This window comes from Croceimicrobium hydrocarbonivorans, from assembly GCF_014524565.1.
GTDB classification, from domain to species: domain Bacteria; phylum Bacteroidota; class Bacteroidia; order Flavobacteriales; family Schleiferiaceae; genus Croceimicrobium; species Croceimicrobium hydrocarbonivorans.
The window spans coordinates 3,729,808-3,748,116 of the sequence record NZ_CP060139.1 but is presented as its reverse complement, the minus strand read 5'-3'; the positions used below and the strand labels follow the sequence as shown (position 1 = coordinate 3,748,116).

Below are 18,309 nucleotides of genomic sequence, written 5' to 3'. Positions count from 1 at the left end.
CCCATTTGAAGTTGTTAAAGATCAAAGCATTTTACAGCTCCGTTAAAAAAGAAAAAGCCCGCACAAAGGCGAGCCATTTCAGTATTTATTCGCACTAAATAAATATTATCTAACTAAGGATAAATTCCCTCGTTCTTCTTGTTCGGATCCACCAGGAGTTTGGAACTTAATATAGTAGATATACACACCTTGAGGTGCATCATTACCTTCATAACTTCCATCCCATCTTTCCTCAGGGTTATTGGTCTCAAATACCTTCTTACCCCAACGGTTCATGATATAGAAGTGGTAGTTCTCTACCTCATTCAAGCGCATGGAGGGTCCATAAGTTTGGTTCTCTCCTATCGAGCTTCCTGGGCGGAAGGCCGTAGCTAAGTATACCTTCGCTTCTTGCTGAGCACAGGACTGATTGGAGATGGCTGTCATCGGGTTACCCTGATTGTCAACAATACCTTGTGGGTTCCCTCCTTCTACAGCTTTCACATAATAGCAGTACTCACCAGCAGTAGGATCAGCCTTCACTAAATCGGCAATATCATAATCGATCCAAGTGGTATCCTGACGACCATTAATGGTTACGTTCTCACCTACCTTCTCCCAGTTAAAGCCATCTGCAGGACGACGGTAAATCTCATATCGATCTACATAGCCTCCCCAGCCGAAGTAGGCGTTCCAGCGTAAACGATTGGTTACATCCTCTGCTGCTCTTACCTCCAACTTCATGTTAGAGCTGATATTACTAATGGTATCATAGCCACCACAGCTATCCGTTGCCGTTACACGGTAGAAGTAATTAAACTTACTGGGCTCTACGCCAAAGTCTTGGAAAGAGATGATATAAGGAGGAGCTGTTGGCTTACCTACTGTTGCTATCGTACGATAAGGTCCATAGTACTCGGGCGCTCTTTGGATCTGGAAGCTGCGGACATCCGCCTGACCATCAATGTAAATACTAATGTCTAAGGAGTTACGACTTGGATCATTGGTCACCTTAGCGATGTACAGCTGCTCCGATTGCTGTGGCACTGCCGCTTCTACACATACTGTGTTCGAAGTAGAGCTTAAGTTCGCGATCGTATCTCGAGCTTCTATCACATAGCAATACTCATAATCCTTCCTAATCACATTCTGACGGAAGCTCGTATCCGTTGGACTGGCTGTAAATAAGATAGTCGGAGGAATCACTGTGCCATCGGGCTCGGTAATTTGTACCCATACGCGGTACTCATGCACCCCATTAGGGAACTCTTTATAGGCATTCCAGCTAATGCGGGAATAACCCTCACATTTGTTCAGATAGTTACGCAGGTAAATTGTATTGTAAGGACTTACCGCTAAATCATCACTCTGGTTCCCACAGCTATCTACCGATACGATCTTAAACTGCTCCGAATGGCTACCCGCATCCGAGTCTGCCCATTCGTAAGGCATGGCTGTTCCCGCATCGATCGTATCTACAATCACCCAGCCATTTTGCGGATCATTATAGAATAAGTAGAACTCTACGATATCTTCAAACTGGGTAGACTCAAACTCTACCATCGCTTTGTTGTTCTGATTTACCAGTACGCGACCCAGGCTAACATTTGACACATTCGTGCGATCCTGGAAGCGGCCCGTATCTTGACTAGAGCCAGAATAACAACCCACTACTGTATCTGGTACGCGTACTTGATAGGACACCAACATATCACAAACACTTACGGTATCCGTAAAGCTGGTATTGGCAGTCTCTCCTATCTTTTGCCAGTTGCCACTACCCTCCGGGGCTTCTACCCATACTTCGTAGATATTACCGCGGATCGGATTTAAGCCCGTACCATTTAAAGGCGTCCAACTTAGTTGAGCGATCTCTGGGCTGTTGGGTGGTATCGCCGTCATGGTCATCGTCATCGTTGATACTACCTGACTCGGTAATGAGATAAAGTCACATGGACCCGTACTCATCTCCATATAGAAGTAGCTCACATTCCCTTGAGACGCAACGACGGTGCTCAAGGTATCATAATGAGGAATACTGTCTACAACTGTCCAGGGGCCTCCAGGAGAGGAGGATCCATAAATACGATAATAGTTGAACTCTAAAACACTATCCAGTTCTGGCTGACTCCAACCCAAGCGGATCGAGCCATCTTGCTGAACATCCGTACAACTTAGTCCCGGAGGGGTCGGATCACCCGCAATTACTTCTACAATGATCGTAGCCAGACCTACCTTAGGAGCAGCACAACCATCATCCTCCATTCGTACGGTAAAGAAATAGGTATTCGATGCCGTTCCACAACCACCAAAGTTCAAGTGCACACAATCAGGTACCCAGAAGAACTCAACGGTGTTCTGGATTACACTACAATAGGTTCCGGTAGAGTTGAAAGAGGTTAAAGTCGCACAAGGTGCCGCACCATTACAGCCCGTTTGGGAAGCATAATTATTACTGTTCAATTGCAGTCCACCCGCTTTCATACAAATCTGCTGGAAAGAACCATTGGCAAACTGATCTAAATCTCGGGCTACTACCCTAAACTGAACCGTATCCTGAGGATAGGTACGAATGCGATACACATTACCGCTACGCTGCACGTTCTGATAAATCGACGTATCGATCTCCGCAGAAGGAGTACTCGGGTTGGTTGGGCAATCCACGGCATCCAGATAATAAATAGGTACATCTCGATATACCTCACCAATCAGTTGATTACAACGGTATTCCTTAATTACCACACAGGAAGCATACCAGCCTTCATTAGGGTTATTAGCCAAGGCAGTGATCTCTCCAGAAGAAGGGTCCAAGGTATTAGGTCCATTATTAGGGTCTTCACTTCCGTCAGGGAAGGGTGCCGTGTATTGATAGCCAGTCCCAAAAGTAATATTTTGATTTGCCGCATCCCAAGGATGTCCCCAGTCAAAAACCAAGCTATCAATATCCTTATCCGCAGGAAGGTGATTAAACTCAAATAAGAAGTTAGGACAAGTTACTGCATTGGCATCCTGAGCAAATACTGGGCTATTGTCATAACAGGTACTCGTATTTAAAGGTTGGCTCGAACCCGGAGGAGTATAAGGATACATTTTAGAACGTAGATAATAACCAGAGGCATTGGTATTCTCCAAAGAAGGACGACAACAGGAAGTCCAAGCAAACTCCCAGCCCCCTGCAGGTGGGATACCATTTAAACTTACCGGTGCACTACGGTATACCCCTTTCTCAATCGCACCATCATCACCGGAAGAACATTGTAAGTCCAAAGCAGTGTTCGGGCAATCGGGAGACACATCACCAGAAAGTGCGGGTATATAATTACAAATAATATTAGCAGGGCCTGATAGAGACTGCGGAGTAGTAGGAATGTTAGCTCCCGTACAGTCTCTGTATAGAGTTAGCGTAAATATGTATTGTCCACTGGGCGTACATTCCCAGTAAATTTCCCCTCCTAAAAGGTGCGATGCTTGCAAGTTACCCGCAAACAAAATTGCTAGTACAGAAAAGAGGATAGATTTGATCCAGTTCATGCCCATGAAAAATTTCCTCGAAAATAGTTTTCAAATAATTAATATGGAAGGGTGGATTAGTAAAGGTGCCCTTCTAAACATTTAAAGCGCATAAATTGACTAATTCCTTAAAAGCAAGAAAGGCTCCTGAATTAGGAGCCTTTCTTGTTTCAAATATTTTGGATCACTATCGAACCAGGGTTAGATTCCCTCGTTCTTCTTGTTCGGATCCACCAGGAGTTTGGAACTTAATATAGTAGATATACACACCTTGAGGTGCATCATTACCTTCATAACTTCCATCCCATCTTTCCTCAGGATTATTGGTCTCAAATACCTTCTTTCCCCAACGGTTCATGATATAGAAGTGGTAGTTCTCTACCTCATTCAAGCGCATGGATGGTCCATAGGTTTGGTTCTCTCCTATCGAGCTTCCTGGGCGGAAAGCCGTGGCTAAGTATACCTTCGCTTCTTGCTGAGCACAGGACTGATTGGAGATCGCTGTCATCGGGTTACCCTGATTATCAACAATACCTTGTGGGTTCCCTCCTTCTACAGCTTTCACATAATAACAGTATTCACCGGCAGTAGGATCAGCCTTCACTAAATCGGCAATATCATAATCGATCCAAGTGGTATCCTGACGACCATTAATGGTTACGTTCTCACCTACCTTTTCCCAGTTAAAGCCATCTGCAGGACGACGGTAAATCTCATATCGATCTACATAGCCTCCCCAGCCGAAGTAGGCGTTCCAGCGTAAACGATTGGTTACATCCTCTGCTGCTCTTACCTCCAACTTCATGTTTGAGCTGATATTACTAATGGTATCATAGCCTCCACAGCTATCGGTTGCCGTTACACGGTAGAAGTAATTAAACTTACTGGGCTCTACGCCAAAGTCTTGGAAAGAGATGATATAAGGAGGAGCCGTTGGCTTACCTACTGTTGCTATCGTACGATAAGGTCCATAGTACTCGGGCGCTCTTTGGATCTGGAAGCTGCGGACATCCGCCTGACCATCAATGTAAATACTAATGTCTAAGGAGTTACGACTTGGATCATTGGTCACCTTAGCGATGTACAACTGCTCCGATTGCTGTGGCACTGCCGCTTCTACACATACTGTGTTCGAAGTAGAGCTTAAGTTCGCGATCGTATCTCGAGCTTCTATCACATAGCAATACTCATAATCCTTCCTAATCACATTCTGACGGAAGCTCGTATCCGTTGGACTGGCAGTAAATAAGATAGTCGGAGGAATCACTGTGCCATCGGGCTCGGTAATTTGTACCCATACGCGGTACTCATGCACCCCATTAGGGAACTCTTTATAGGCATTCCAGCTGATGCGGGAATAACCCTCACATTTGTTCAGATAGTTACGCAGGTAAATTGTATTGTAAGGACTTACCGCTAAATCATCACTCTGGTTCCCACAACTGTCTACCGATACGATCTTAAACTGCTCTGAATGGCTACCCGCATCCGAGTCTGCCCATTCGTAAGGCATAGCTGTTCCCGCATCGATCGTATCTACTATCACCCAGCCATTTTGCGGATCATTATAGAATAAATAGAACTCTACGATATCTTCAAACTGGGTAGACTCAAACTCTACCATCGCTTTGTTGTTCTGATTTACCAATACGCGACCCAGGCTAACATTTGACACATTCGTGCGATCCTGGAAGCGGCCCGTATCTTGACTAGAGCCGGAATAACAACCCACTACTGTATCTGGTACACGCACTTGATAGGACACCAACATATCACAAACACTTACGGTATCCGTAAAGCTGGTATTGGTAGTCTCTCCTATCTTTTGCCAGTTGCCACTACCCTCCGGGGCTTCTACCCATACTTCGTAGATATTACCGCGGATCGGGTTTAAGCCCGTACCATTTAAGGGTGTCCAACTCAGTTGAGCGATCTCTGGGCTGTTGGGTGGTATCGCCGTCATGGTCATCGTCATCGTTGATACTACCTGACTCGGTAATGAGATAAAGTCACATGGACCCGTACTCATCTCCATATAGAAGTAGCTCACATTCCCTTGAGACGCAACGACGGTGCTCAAGGTATCATAATGAGGAATACTGTCTACTACTGTCCAGGGGCCTCCAGGAGAGGAGGATCCATAAATACGATAATAGTTGAACTCTAAAACACTATCCAGTTCTGGCTGACTCCAACCCAAGCGGATCGAGCCATCTTGCTGAACATCCGTACAACTTAGTCCCGGAGGGGTCGGATCACCCGCAATTACTTCTACGATAATCGTCGCAAGACCTACTTTCGGTGCGGCACAACCATCATCCTCCATTCGTACGGTAAAGAAATAGGTATTCGATGCCGTTCCACAACCACCAAAGTTCAAGTGCACACAATCAGGTACCCAAAAGAACTCAACCGTGTTCTGGATTACACTACAATAGGTTCCGGTAGAGTTGAAAGAGGTTAAGGTTGCACAAGGTGCTGCTCCATTACAGCCAGAGTTACTGGCGTAGTTATCACTGTTCAATTGCAGTCCGCCCGCTTTCATACAAATCTGCTGGAAAGAACCATTGGCAAACTGATCTAAATCTCGGGCTACTACTCTAAACTGAACCGTATCCTGAGGATAGGTACGAATGCGATACACATTACCGCTACGCTGCACGTTCTGATAAATCGACGTATCGATCTCCGCAGAAGGAGTACTCGGGTTGGTTGGGCAATCCACGGCATCCAGATAATACAAAGGCACATCTCGATATACCTCACCAATCAACTGATTACAACGGTATTCCTTAATTACCACACAGGAAGCATACCAACCATCATTGGGGTTATTAGCCAAGGCAGTGATCTCTCCAGAAGAAGGGTCCAAGGTATTAGGTCCATTATTAGGGTCTTCAGTTCCATCAGGGAATGGGGCAACATGAGAATATCCAGTACTGAAAATAATATTACTGTTAGCCGCATCCCAAGGATGCCCCCAATCAAACACCAAGCTATCAATATCCTTATCCGCAGGAAGGTGGTTAAACTCAAATAAGAAGTTAGGACAGGTTACCGCATTGGCATCCTGTGCAAATACTGGGCTATTGTCATAACAGGTACTCGTGTTTAAGGGTTGGCTGGAACCCGGAGGAGTATAAGGATACATTTTAGAACGTAGATAATAACCTGAAGCATTGGTATTCTCCAAAGTAGGGCGACAACAGGAGGTCCAAGCAAACTCCCATCCACCTGCAGGTGGGATACCATTTAAACTTACGGGTGAACTGCGGTACACCCCTTTTTCAATCGCACCATCATCACCGGAAGAACATTGTAAGTCCAAAGCAGTGTTCGGGCAATCCGGCGACACATCACCAGAAAGTGCAGGGATATAAGTACAAGAAATAGTAGCTGGCCCCGTTAAGGTTTGAGTACCAGTAGGAATTGCAATACCAGTACAGTCTCTATACAGAGTTAGCGTAAATATGTATTGTCCACTGGGCGTACATTCCCAGTAAATCTCTCCACCTAATAAATGCGAAGCTTGACTGGTAAATGATGCGGTTGCCAATAAGGCTATAAACCACAATTTAAACTTAGACATCCGAAAATATTTGTTTCAAATATATTCTATAACGGATGGCTTGGCAAGAATAACTTATTAAATGCCTGATTTACCTTAGTCTCTGCTATTTAGGAGTTTCAGATTTCGCGAAGTGCTTGTTTATGATTTTCGAAATCTTGCCAGAGTTCTTCTACGATTTCTCGTGCTGGTTTTAGATTCTTAATCATACCACTTACCTGGCCAATCTCAAGCTCTCCCTCAATTAAATCACCTTCGAACATTCCTCTTTTTGCTCGGGCTCTTCCCAAGATTTGTTGAAGTTCATCTTTAGTTGTTCCCTTGATATAGGCCTGTTGCACCTGTTGAAAAAATTCATTTTTAATCAAACGAACGGGAGCAAGTTCCTTTAAGGTAAGCATAGTGTCCCCTTCCTCGGCATCAATTACAGCTTGCTTGAAAGCCTGATGGGCAGAACTTTCTTCACTGGCCACAAAACGTGAACCTATTTGAACTGCCTCTGCTCCTAAAGCAAAAGCAGCTAATATTTGCTGTCCACTTGCTATGCCACCGGCAGCAATCATAGGAATTTGCAAGGCTTGACTTACCATAGGCCACAAAACAAGACTGGTCGTTTCATCGCGACCATTATGTCCTCCTGCTTCAAAGCCTTCGGCAACAACGGCATCCACACCCGCTGCTTCAGCTTTTAAGGCAAATTTCAGTGAGCTCACTACATGCACCACCTTAATGCCCTTCTCCTTTAAATGAGCGGTCCAAGTTTTAGGATTACCCGCAGAAGTAAATACTATCGGTACTTGCTCCTCTATAATGATAGCCATTAATTCCTCAATCTGAGGATAAAGCATAGGCACATTCACCGCGAAGGGCTTTCCTCCTACTGCTGCTTTACATTTTTGAATATGCGTTCTCAGAATATTCGGATACATGGATCCCGCTCCTATAATGCCCAAGGCACCGGAATTGGATACCGCACTGGCTAATTCCCAACCGCTGCACCAAATCATTCCAGCTTGAATGATAGGGATTTCAATGCCGAATAATTCCTTTATTCTATTCTTCATTTCTTCACAAGCTTAAGCTGATGTGACATGGAATCAGAATGGATATTCAAGAAATAGATTCCAGGACTTAATTGCGCAAGATCCAGCATTTCCAATTGATTCTGCCAATTTCGCTCCACCGCCATTAACTGTTGGCCGGCTTGATTGTAAATAGCTATTTGAATTTTCTGACCACGATTAAAATCACCCTGGATATATACCTTATCATTAACAGGATTAGGGTATACCTCGGCTTTTAAAGCCATCGGGTCCTCTTCCAGACCAATGTTTAAAGCAAATTCAAAATCTGGAATACCATATCCCAGTGTATTATTCGGAGTCGAAAATAAATGGCCACTGCGGCGAATTTTCCAAGCTATTTCCTCCCCATGCACATTGGGCTTCGCTTGCACTAAACAGGCCGCCATACCCGCAATACAGGGGGATGAAAAACTAGTTCCAAATCCACTGGAAACCTGACCCACAATATTTATCAATGTGGTTCCTGCTCCCATAGCCGATACATCGGGCTTTACGCGCCAATCATAAGAAGGACCGCGGCTGCTAAAGTTGGCATAATTCCCCATGCCATCAGTAGCTCCTACTGCCAAAACACTATCCCCATCGGCAGGGGCTCCAATTCGTTGCCAGGAACCTGCACCTTCGTTACCTGCACTGGCAACTACTACAATTCCTTTAGATGCGGCCCAATCCGCAGCACGAGTAACCACCGTTGTGTTACCATCCATATCACTGTAATCGAAATTATCGGTAGTATCATCAAAGGTGGTATAACCTAAGGAGGTATTAATAACATGCGCACCAACGCTATCTGCAAATTCAGCGGCCATCAGCCAATGATCCATTTCTACCGGAGTTTCTGAACTTACGTTCTCTGAGGTCAGCAACCAATAGTTGGCGTGGGGAGCAGTTCCAACAAATACACCGGTGTCCAAGGCTGCCATTACTGATAAAACAGAGGCTCCATGACCACCCTGACCAGAATAAACATTGGTATCACCATTAATAAAACTCCAGGAGCCCATTAAACGACCGCTTTGCCTCAAACTATCTAAAACTGCTGCCTGCAGGGCCCCCGTAAAACCGGCATCAATAACGGCAATCGTAACTCCTCTTCCTGTATATCCGGCCTGATGAAGAGCATCTCCATTTAAAAGCTCCACCTGAGTGGTTCCTAAACCATAGTCGAACTGGGCTTGTGTGCCTGCCAAATAACTTTGATGTTTCTTGGGGTATTCTAAGCGTTTTACAAAGGGCAAGGCTTCTAAATCTTGAGCACTTAAGCCTTCTACAAAAGCATAATTAAGCCAACGAGAATGAGCTTTAAGCTCTCCTCCCATTCTTTGAATCTGCTTAAGGTATTCTGGAGCCACTGGCAAGTCGCTGTGATCAATTGCAATGCCTTGCATACTCCTACGCAGCAAAGCTGCTTCGCTCAATAGCAATTCGGGATGCTCCAATAAATGCTCACTGGATCCTTTATCGGTAAAAAACACTCTGTAGGACTGAGCCTCGGCTATTGGGCTTAGGCTTACTATCGCCAGTAGCAGGAATAAATTTCGAATCATTCTTTAAAATTGTATTACACCGGAACCCACTAATTCTTCACCTTGATACCAGGCTACAAATTGTCCGGGAGTTACCGCCTTTTGGGCTTCTTCAAATAAAACATACAGTCCCTTATCCGTGGCATGCAAGGTCACGGGAAAAAGTGATTGACGGTAGCGAATTCTTGCCATGTAGCTAGACTGTTCCCCTGATTTTAAGCTTAAATCTTCCCTTAACCAGTGTACATCATCGGCCGCTACAAATAAGGCTTCTTTGCGCAGACCAGGATGCGACTCACCTTGACCCGCGTAAATTAAATTATGCTCAGTATCGGTACCTATTACAAATAAGGGCTCCGGAGTTCCTCCTATCGCCAATCCTTTGCGTTGACCAATAGTAAAATAATGAGCTCCGCTATGTTCGCCTTTAACCGACCCCAAATCAGCACTAAAGGCAAAAGGTGCCGCTTTTTCCGACCATTCATTCTGTTCGGGTAAGCGGCTAAAATCTTTAGGGATTTCGGTTCCCGCAGCAATCTCAATTACCTGGCCTTTTTTAGGGGCTAGCTGTTGCTGAAGAAATTCCGGTAGGCGTACCTTACCAATGAAACAAAGTCCTTGTGAATCCTTTTTATCGGCCGTTACCAAATCCAGTTCTGTGGCAATTCTGCGCACTTCACTTTTCTGTAAATGACCAATTGGGAATAATGCTTTGCTTAATTGTTCCTGGTTAAGCTGACAAAGGAAATAGCTCTGATCTTTGTTGTTATCCAGTCCGGATAAAAGTCGATAGACCGTTTTCCCATCTACTTCAATTTCATCACGCCGGCAATAATGACCGGTTGCAACATAATCAGCGCCTAAGCTTAGCGCTTTCTCTAGGAATACATCAAACTTGATTTCCCGGTTGCACAATACATCCGGATTAGGAGTACGGCCCTGCTCATATTCGGAGAACATATAATCAACTATGCGCTCCTTATATTCTTCACTTAAATCAATAACCTGAAAAGGAATACCCAATTTTTCTGCCACCAACATGGCATCATTACTATCTTCTATCCAGGGGCATTCATCATGAATGGTAACCGTTTCGTCATGCCAATTACGCATAAACAGGGCGATTACCTCATGCCCTTCTTCTTGCAGTAAATGAGCCGCTACGCTGCTATCTACTCCACCACTTAATCCTACTACTACTCGAGCCATTTAATTTGCTCCTCCTTCTTTATTTTTCTCTTTAGGACCTTCCACTTTTCGGCCATTTTTCCAGACCTCCTTGTAATCCAACTTTAAATCTTCGGTAAAGAAATACCAGGTTCCAACCATTAATCCTCCCTTATAATGCCCTCGCGATCGGGGCTTACCATTAGAGTAGAAATAAGTAACCTCACCTTCAAGATTATCATCTACATATTGGCCCTGCGACATCATATGACCACTTTCATAATATTGCACCCAAGGACCTGATTTCTTGCCATTCTTATAATCAACGCTTTCCGCTGGCTTACCGTTGGTGTGATATTTTATCGCTGGACCATTCTGCACTCCATTCTTAAAAGTGATTCGTGCAATCACATCTCCTTCTTGATTGAAATAAGTCCAAACACTGTCTTTCTGTTTGTTGGCATATAATCCCTGAGCCGCCAAGATCTTTCCTTCACCATATTGAAAACTCATGCAATTACCGCTCTTCCCTCTAAAGACGTTGAGAGTTTGCAATTGTCCATTTTCAAAATAGTATTTGAAGGTATCTACAGGCGTACCATGATCAAAACTACCTACATATCTAATCTTCCCATTATCGTGAAGTTTTTGCCAAAGTCCATGTCTACGCCCTTGAGCGTCAGTAGGACTAAGATTCTCTTGCCCTGGCATAATCAGGGGGAAAAGGATAAGGCAGAGCAGTGCTATTTTCTTCATAGGACAAAAATACTAGCTTTAATTGGGATGCTTCAAAGCATAAACGATGCTTATCGATAAATTTGCGCTGTCTAAATTTAATTCATGGGGAAACAGATTCGCAAGCCTTATGTTCTTTGGCTCATGTTTGCTGTGGGTGCTGTATTTTTTAGCATCGTCATTTTCAGAGCCTTATGGGTTCCTATCACACACGATGAAGCCTATACCTATTTACATTATGTACGCCAACCTTGGGCCGGAATCATTCTTTACAAACCTCCCCACATTCCAAATAATCATATTTTAAACACCCTGTTGGCCAAGTTGAGTGTTCAAATTTTTGGTTTAAGTGATTTTAGTCTGCGCTTGCCCAATGTTATTGCAGCTATAATTTACTTCCGATATGCTGCTTTACTAGCCCGTAAATTTCGATTCCCCGGAATTCAAATTTTAGCCTTCCTCCTCCTTTGCTTTCAACTCTATTTTATCGATTTCTTCGCCATGGCGCGGGGCTATGGTATGGGAATGGCTTTAAGCTTGGCTTCTATCTATCATTTATACTGTTACCGGGATTTAAATAATGGTCATCATATCTGGCGTACCCTTCTCTTTGCCGCCTTCGCCGTATATGCCAACTTTACCTTCCTATATTCCTATGTTGCACTGGTGGGATTGATTCTTATCCTTTACTGGTCTGAAGGAAAAAATCAAACCAAGAGCCTGGGAGTTTTATGGCGCCCAGTAGGAATAGTTACAGCCGTTCTGGCTCTATTGATAGTAATTCCATTGCGTAATATTTCGGGTGATTTATTTGGCAGCGATTCCAATTTCTGGGAAAGCAGCATGCATAGCTTAGCCTGGATATTTACCTATAAACAGCATTTCGATATCGGCCTTTGGATCAGTGGTTTTACCGCTATAACGCTTATTGCTGGTGCAGCATTCTTTGCCTGGGATCATTTCCGTAAGGAAAGTCAAATTGGCTGGTATTTCTATTCCGAACTCCTCATCTGGTTGTTGTTTACCGCCGGAGCTCAAATTGCCCAGCATTTTATTTTGGGTACCGAATACCTCATTGGACGTACCGTAATGGTTTACGCTCCTTTGCTTCTCACCTATTTTATCTTCCTTTTTCAGCGCTTAAATCGATATCGCCATGGTGAGCATTATCAATTGGCTTTAAGCCTGATTTTGGTAATTGGCGCTGCCCTGAATTTCCGGTACCTCAATTTTAAGGAAGCGGTGGAATGGACCTATGATGCCTCGCACAAAGAAGCTATTGCTGATTTAGAAGAAAGCAAAGCCATAGATGTTGAATCCTTCCAATTAGGAATCAATTGGCTTTTTGAACCGGCCTTGAACTTCTATCGTGAAAGTGAGGAATTAAGCTGGCTCGCACCTTTAAGCCGAGAGGGATATCAGGATAAGGAATACGATGCCTATTACCTTTGGAAGGAAAAAGATGCAGATTTCATCCAAAAACTAGAACAGGAAAACTCCGGATATAGCCTAATTGCAACCTATGATAATGGAGCGGTTCTCTTTATCCGAGAGGATTATTTGTAGAAATTCTTTTCGAAAGCCGCGAATTCACCTCTACCTAAAATCAATCGACGGTATACGGCTTTCATAAAGCCTAAGCCATAAGAAAAGAGCTGGATAAAGGAAGCCAGCATAGCCAGGATAGCTACGAAGATGCTCTTATTTTGACGAAGGGCATCCAAAAATATCAAGAGGAAATAGAAGCCTAAAAAGCTTAGCGGGAATAAAGTCCAGGGCATTAGCAAAAGACTAAAAATCACAAAAAGGCTAAAGCTGGCTGGAAAGAAATGTAAGAGCTTCAGGCTTTCTGGATGGCGCTTATATAGGTTAATACGAGCGATCCCCGAATTATGCACCTGCTTATAAAACTGCCTGAAAGTGCTGCGTCGCTTATGGTAAACATAGGCATCCGGAATTAAGGCAGTGCTAAAGCCTTCCTTCATCATGCGGATGCTCATATCAATATCCTCACCGAAGCGCATCGGCGCGAAGCCTCCGGTTCTTTCAAAAACTTCTTTGGTATAGCCCATATTGAAACTGCGAGGATGAAATTTCTCTACGCTATGTTTGCCACCACGAATGCCACCAGTGGTAAAGAGGGCGGTCATAGAATAGTTTATCGCCTTCTGAATAGGACTAAAACTGGCATCTGCCCGATCGGGCCCACCAAAAGCATCTACGGGCTTTGCCGCTAGAAAGCTTTTTACCGATTGGATATAATCTGCGGGAATAATACAATCCGAATCCAGGAAAATAAAGTAGTTCCCTTGGGCCCTTTCAGCCCCATAATTTCGAGACTGACCCGGTCCACTGTTTGGCTTAAAATAATAAGCCAATTTCAATCGATCTTTGAATGAATCGACAATAGCATCGCTCTTCAGGCTGGAGCCATCTTCAACAATAATCACCTCAAATGCCGAATCACTCTGCAAGCAAAGGCTTTCAAGTAATTCGCGGATTTCATCCGGACGATTGTAGAGAGGAATAATTAAGCTTAGCTCAAGATTCAAAATTGATACGCTCTTCGATAGTGTATTCTACCGGTTTATTGCTGTTGCGAATTACCAATTCCGCTAAAAAGCCCGCCAAAAATAATTGTACGCCAATTACCATGGTGGCTAAAGCCAAATAGAAAAATGGATTTTCGGTTACCAAACGGGCCTTTTCCCCCATTTGCAAGGCCACTAATTTCTCTACCCCAATGAATAAGGCCGCTAAAAAACCAAAGATCATCATTAAGGTTCCGTAGAGCCCAAAAAAGTGCATAGGGCGCTTAGAGAATTTGGAAACAAAGGCCAGGGTTAATAGATCCAGAGGACCATTTATAAAGCGGCTCAAGCCAAATTTGGTTGTACCATATTTACGCGCTTGATGCTGAACCACCTTCTCACCTATCTTGGTAAAGCCGGCATTCTTAGCTAAAACGGGAATATAGCGATGCATCTCACCTTGAACATTCACCGCTTTTACTACCTCATTGCGATAGGCTTTTAAGCCGCAATTGAAATCATGTAAGTGAATCTTACTGATACGTCGCGTAGCCCAGTTATAGAATTTGGTAGGAATGGTTTTGGAAATTGGATCATAGCGTTTCTTCTTCCAACCACTAACCAGGTCAAAACCTTCTTCCCGGATCATTTTCATTAAGCCTGGAATTTCATCCGGACTATCCTGAAGATCGGCATCCATGGTAATTACCACATCGCCACTGGCGGCGGCAAAGCCTACATTAAGGCCGGCTGACTTACCATGATTACGACGGAAAGAAATTAAACGAACGCGCTTGTCTTTAGCAGCAAGCTCATGAATAACTTCCAAACTTTTATCGGTAGAGCCATCATTGACAAAGATGATCTCAAAATCCAGCTTTTCGGACTCTCCTACTCGGCAAATCCAGCTGTATAATTCTTTAAGTGATTCATCCTCATTAAACAGAGGAATGACAAGAGATAAATCCATTATTATCCTTCTGAAGCAATATCTAATTCCTCTGATTTCTTTTTAACGATCGCCGCCACGATTAGTCCAAATAGGGACACCCCAATAAAGCGGTACAAAAGTGACTTAGTGATAGATGTCAGGGAAAATTGGTCTTGTTTAAGTGCCTCTTCAACAGCTATATCAATCTGTTCTTGCGGAGTATTAAATTTCTCAAGCAGTGAAATGGTTGCTTCAATAGAGCGTTCCTTTACCAATTCAGTTATCTCAGGATCTATAAAATTGAACAGCACATAAGTTAAAAGGCTCGTAGGAATTACGGCAATTAAAAAAACTAAAATTACTGATGTAAAAGCATCTTTAAAACTAAGAATACCGCCATTATCCTTCCTTACTTTCAAAGAGGCAAGGACCTCCATAATTGCTGTTGCTAGCATCAAAAGTAAGCCTCCAAAAAAACTTGTTAATAGATCAAGTGAAACGGTATACCCAATTATTATATATAGGAGGTTGATAATGAGCATATAAATGCCAAAATCTCGAGCGCCTCGAAAATTAGCTCTATTCATGACTATTTTAGGTTTTAAGTCGAAAAGCAAATATAATTGAATAATGCGCCCTCAAGGCTTTTTCCTTCGCCGGATTTAGCTTAATTTTGTCGCCATAAGGCAAGTCCCATACAACCAGCTCCCGATGAACTCCCCCAGGGCGGGAACGCAGCAAGGGTAATTGGTCGTAGCGGTGTGATATGGATCGCTTGCCTTATTTTCTTCCCTTCTTTTTGTTTTCCATTTTTCTGTACTTTAGAGGAACCCCCAATCAAAACAACTTGAAGGCTCTTAGCATTCTCTTTTTTAGTACCCTTTCCTTTTCTCTACTGAGTTCCGGTTCTACTTTCTATCAGCAAGCTAGCTTGATTGAATTGCGCCAGGAATGCGATAGTCTCAAATGTCCCGAACGCTATACTTATGCCTATCGACTTTTAGCCGAGGACCTTCAACTCCCATTAAAAGACCGCTTTAAATACTTGGAGATCTCAGAGAAAATCTCTTTGGAATTAACAGATTTCCATGAGATTCTCTCCATCTACGCCCAAGCCGGACGTATGTATCGAGATCAAGGTCAATTTGCGGCATCCATGGAAGCCTTTAGCAAAGGCATCCACTACTTAGGCTATAAGAACAATACGGATTGGCTCCACAATGAAGGGTGGTTTTTAGTAGGCTATGGGAATTTACTTTTTCAAGTAAAGCTCTTTGAAGATGCTCAGGACATCTTTCGAAACTGCGCTCTCGTGATGGAGAAAAATCGCGATGACTACGGAGAAGCAGTGGCTTATAATAATATTGGACTCTGTTATTCTCAGCTCGGAAGGCCCGACTCTGCCCTATTCTATTTCAATAAAGCCTACGAATTGCGCTTAGGTCTCAATGATAAATTCCTCCTTACGCACTCTCTTCTGTATATCTCTCAGATGTATCGCGAATTAGGAAATGGCGCTCGCGCAGACTCCGCGCTGGAAAAAGCCGCTTTTTACAATGACTTGTCCACAGAGTTTGAATTTATTGGCGACATCCATTGTCAATGGGCAGAAATCGCATTTGACCATGACGATCTTATCAGTGCATCCTATCATTTAAGTAAAGCCAAAGAAATGAGCAGTCCTTTCAAGGACTTCAACTGGCTAAATCTTAAAATAAGGCTCTTTACCGAATTGCGCCTGGAAGACAGTCTGCTCGTTTATATAGATTCTGCCATATCTACTGCACAAAAATTTGGTAATCTAGATCGCGAACTCAGCCTACTTTATCAAAAAGAAAACCTCTATCGTAAAAAAGGCCAAATCAAAAAAGCCGACAGCATTTTAGTACGCATTGCGGCCTTAAGTCAAAAGCTCCTCATTATAAAGGATACGGTTCAAAAGGATTTGATGGAAGTTCAAGGGGAATTTATCGTCAATCGAAGCCGACTTCAAAACCTAGAAGCCTCCAACAAGGAGAAGGAGCGGATAATTGCTTCGCAGAACACCACCATCATTCTGGTTACCATAATGGCCTTAATCCTGCTAAGTGCCTTTATCCTCTATTACCGTATCAATAATCGGGTACGAAAGCTGAGTAAAAACCTTCGAATTATTAATGAGCGTTCGCGACTAGCTGCCGAACAAATGACTTCCGGCATTATTGCTTTGGACGCTAATGGAGATTTGATTTTCAGCAATCAAGCGGCTCGAGATCACTTTCGATATTTCGGGAATTTCGATTTGGAAGAAAGTAAAAATTTCCTCTCCCAAATCAATCAGGAGGCCATGCTGGAGGATTGGCAATTGCGAATACAGGAAGTTCAGCAAAAGAAGAGTTTCCAAAATATGAGCTCTCGTTTAAAAGACGAGCGCAAGTTTTACCATTTAGTCTCCCTGCGAGAAATGATCAGCGAAGGTCAAATGGTAGGCACGGTAGCGGTGATTACCGATGTAACCAATAGTCAGGAACGAAGCCTTGAACTCAGTCGGAAAACACAGGCATTGGAAATTGCTAATTCGGCCAAAGAAAAAATGCTCTCCTTACTTGCCCATGACCTTAAAGAAGGGGTAGTAAGCAGTTTAGAGTTAGCCAAGCTTTCGCTGGATGGAGATCCAAAAGAACATAATAGCAATTTGCAGTTGATTTATGAAAGCTTAGCTCGCACCAAAACTTTACTCTTTAAAACCTTAGACTGGGTTAAGCATCAAAGTAATGGCCTGGAACTGCAACGAAACAAATTTTTCATCGCTCGATTAGTAAATGATGTCATCAAGGAAAAGGAGGATATCATAAAACAGAAATCGGTAGAATGTCTCAATCAGGTGGATCAGGATTTGCAAGCCGTAGCCGATCCTAATGCCTTGCGGGTAATTCTGCGAAACTTGATTGGCAATGCCATCAAATTTGTAGAACCAAAGGTTGGTAGAGTGCAAATTCAAAGCCGTAGAATTAATTCAGCGAAAATTGAAATTGCGATTGTAGACAATGGCCGGGGAATGACACCGGTTCAGATTGCCAATTTACTGGGCGGTGAAAAACTAAATAGCACCAAAGGAACCATTGGCGAAGAGGGCACCGGTATGGGTTTACACTTCTGTCAGGATCTACTTTTTAAAATGGGCAGTACCTTACAGGTAGAGAGTAGCTTAAATTTAGGAACGGTCTTTTACTTTAGTCTGGATTGTCCGCAAGGAGCTGCTAAACAATAGTTACTTTTGCCAAAATTTTACATTAAG

The 18,309-nt window shown here is 43.4% G+C and carries 11 protein-coding genes and 1 other RNA gene; 3 read left to right on the top strand and 9 right to left on the bottom strand.

Annotated features, from left to right (window positions below):
- Positions 1-105: 105 nt before the first annotated feature.
- From H4K34_RS16820 to H4K34_RS16795, 6 genes are all read right to left on the bottom strand, one after another.
- Positions 106-3,510 (bottom strand): T9SS type B sorting domain-containing protein, encoded by a 3,405-nt coding sequence (locus tag H4K34_RS16820; protein WP_210758547.1) that lies wholly within the window; start codon positions 3,508-3,510, stop codon positions 106-108.
- 166 nt (positions 3,511-3,676) lie between these two features.
- Positions 3,677-7,078 (bottom strand): T9SS type B sorting domain-containing protein, encoded by a 3,402-nt coding sequence (locus H4K34_RS16815; RefSeq protein WP_210758546.1) that lies wholly within the window; start codon positions 7,076-7,078, stop codon positions 3,677-3,679.
- A 98-nt stretch (positions 7,079-7,176) separates the two neighbouring features.
- Positions 7,177-8,121 carry an NAD(P)H-dependent flavin oxidoreductase gene (locus H4K34_RS16810; protein ID WP_210758545.1) on the bottom strand — a complete coding sequence of 315 codons (945 nt, stop codon included), beginning with the start codon at positions 8,119-8,121 and terminating at the stop codon, positions 7,177-7,179.
- Complete coding sequence (locus H4K34_RS16805; RefSeq protein WP_210758544.1) at positions 8,118-9,689, bottom strand: S8/S53 family peptidase; 1,572 nt, start codon at positions 9,687-9,689, stop codon at positions 8,118-8,120. The genes H4K34_RS16810 and H4K34_RS16805 overlap by 4 nt, the downstream gene beginning before the upstream one ends.
- 3 nt (positions 9,690-9,692) lie before the next feature.
- Complete coding sequence (gene mnmA, locus H4K34_RS16800; RefSeq protein WP_210758543.1) at positions 9,693-10,877, bottom strand: tRNA 2-thiouridine(34) synthase MnmA; 1,185 nt, start codon at positions 10,875-10,877, stop codon at positions 9,693-9,695.
- Entirely contained in the window at positions 10,878-11,591 is a 714-nt protein-coding gene (locus H4K34_RS16795) for a toxin-antitoxin system YwqK family antitoxin (protein ID WP_210758542.1), read from the bottom strand.
- A gap of 84 nt (positions 11,592-11,675) precedes the next feature.
- Here H4K34_RS16795 and H4K34_RS16790 point away from each other — a divergent pair, with 84 nt between their 5' ends.
- Positions 11,676-13,136 (top strand): ArnT family glycosyltransferase, encoded by a 1,461-nt coding sequence (locus H4K34_RS16790; protein ID WP_210758541.1) that lies wholly within the window; start codon positions 11,676-11,678, stop codon positions 13,134-13,136.
- On the opposite strand, the gene H4K34_RS16785 is transcribed toward H4K34_RS16790, so the two are convergent.
- From H4K34_RS16785 to H4K34_RS16775, 3 genes are read right to left on the bottom strand one after another with little or no spacing between them, the layout of a single operon-like run.
- Positions 13,127-14,122: a glycosyltransferase gene (locus tag H4K34_RS16785; protein WP_210758540.1), complete on the bottom strand. Its 996-nt coding sequence runs from the start codon at positions 14,120-14,122 to the stop codon at positions 13,127-13,129. The genes H4K34_RS16790 and H4K34_RS16785 overlap by 10 nt on opposite strands.
- Positions 14,112-15,071 (bottom strand): glycosyltransferase family 2 protein, encoded by a 960-nt coding sequence (locus tag H4K34_RS16780; RefSeq protein WP_210758539.1) that lies wholly within the window; start codon positions 15,069-15,071, stop codon positions 14,112-14,114. The genes H4K34_RS16785 and H4K34_RS16780 overlap by 11 nt, the downstream gene beginning before the upstream one ends.
- Positions 15,072-15,073: 2 nt before the next feature.
- Positions 15,074-15,619, bottom strand: a complete 546-nt coding sequence (locus tag H4K34_RS16775; protein WP_210758538.1) for a DUF4199 domain-containing protein — start codon at positions 15,617-15,619, stop codon at positions 15,074-15,076.
- A gap of 97 nt (positions 15,620-15,716) precedes the next feature.
- Here H4K34_RS16775 and ffs point away from each other — a divergent pair.
- Both ffs and H4K34_RS16765 read left to right on the top strand, forming a co-directional pair.
- An RNA gene (gene ffs / locus H4K34_RS16770) (signal recognition particle sRNA small type) lies at positions 15,717-15,816 on the top strand.
- 63 nt (positions 15,817-15,879) lie between these two features.
- The gene (locus tag H4K34_RS16765) at positions 15,880-18,282 is read left to right on the top strand and encodes an ATP-binding protein (protein WP_210758537.1); all 2,403 of its coding nucleotides are present in this window, start codon (positions 15,880-15,882) and stop codon (positions 18,280-18,282) included.
- Positions 18,283-18,309 lie beyond the last annotated feature (27 nt).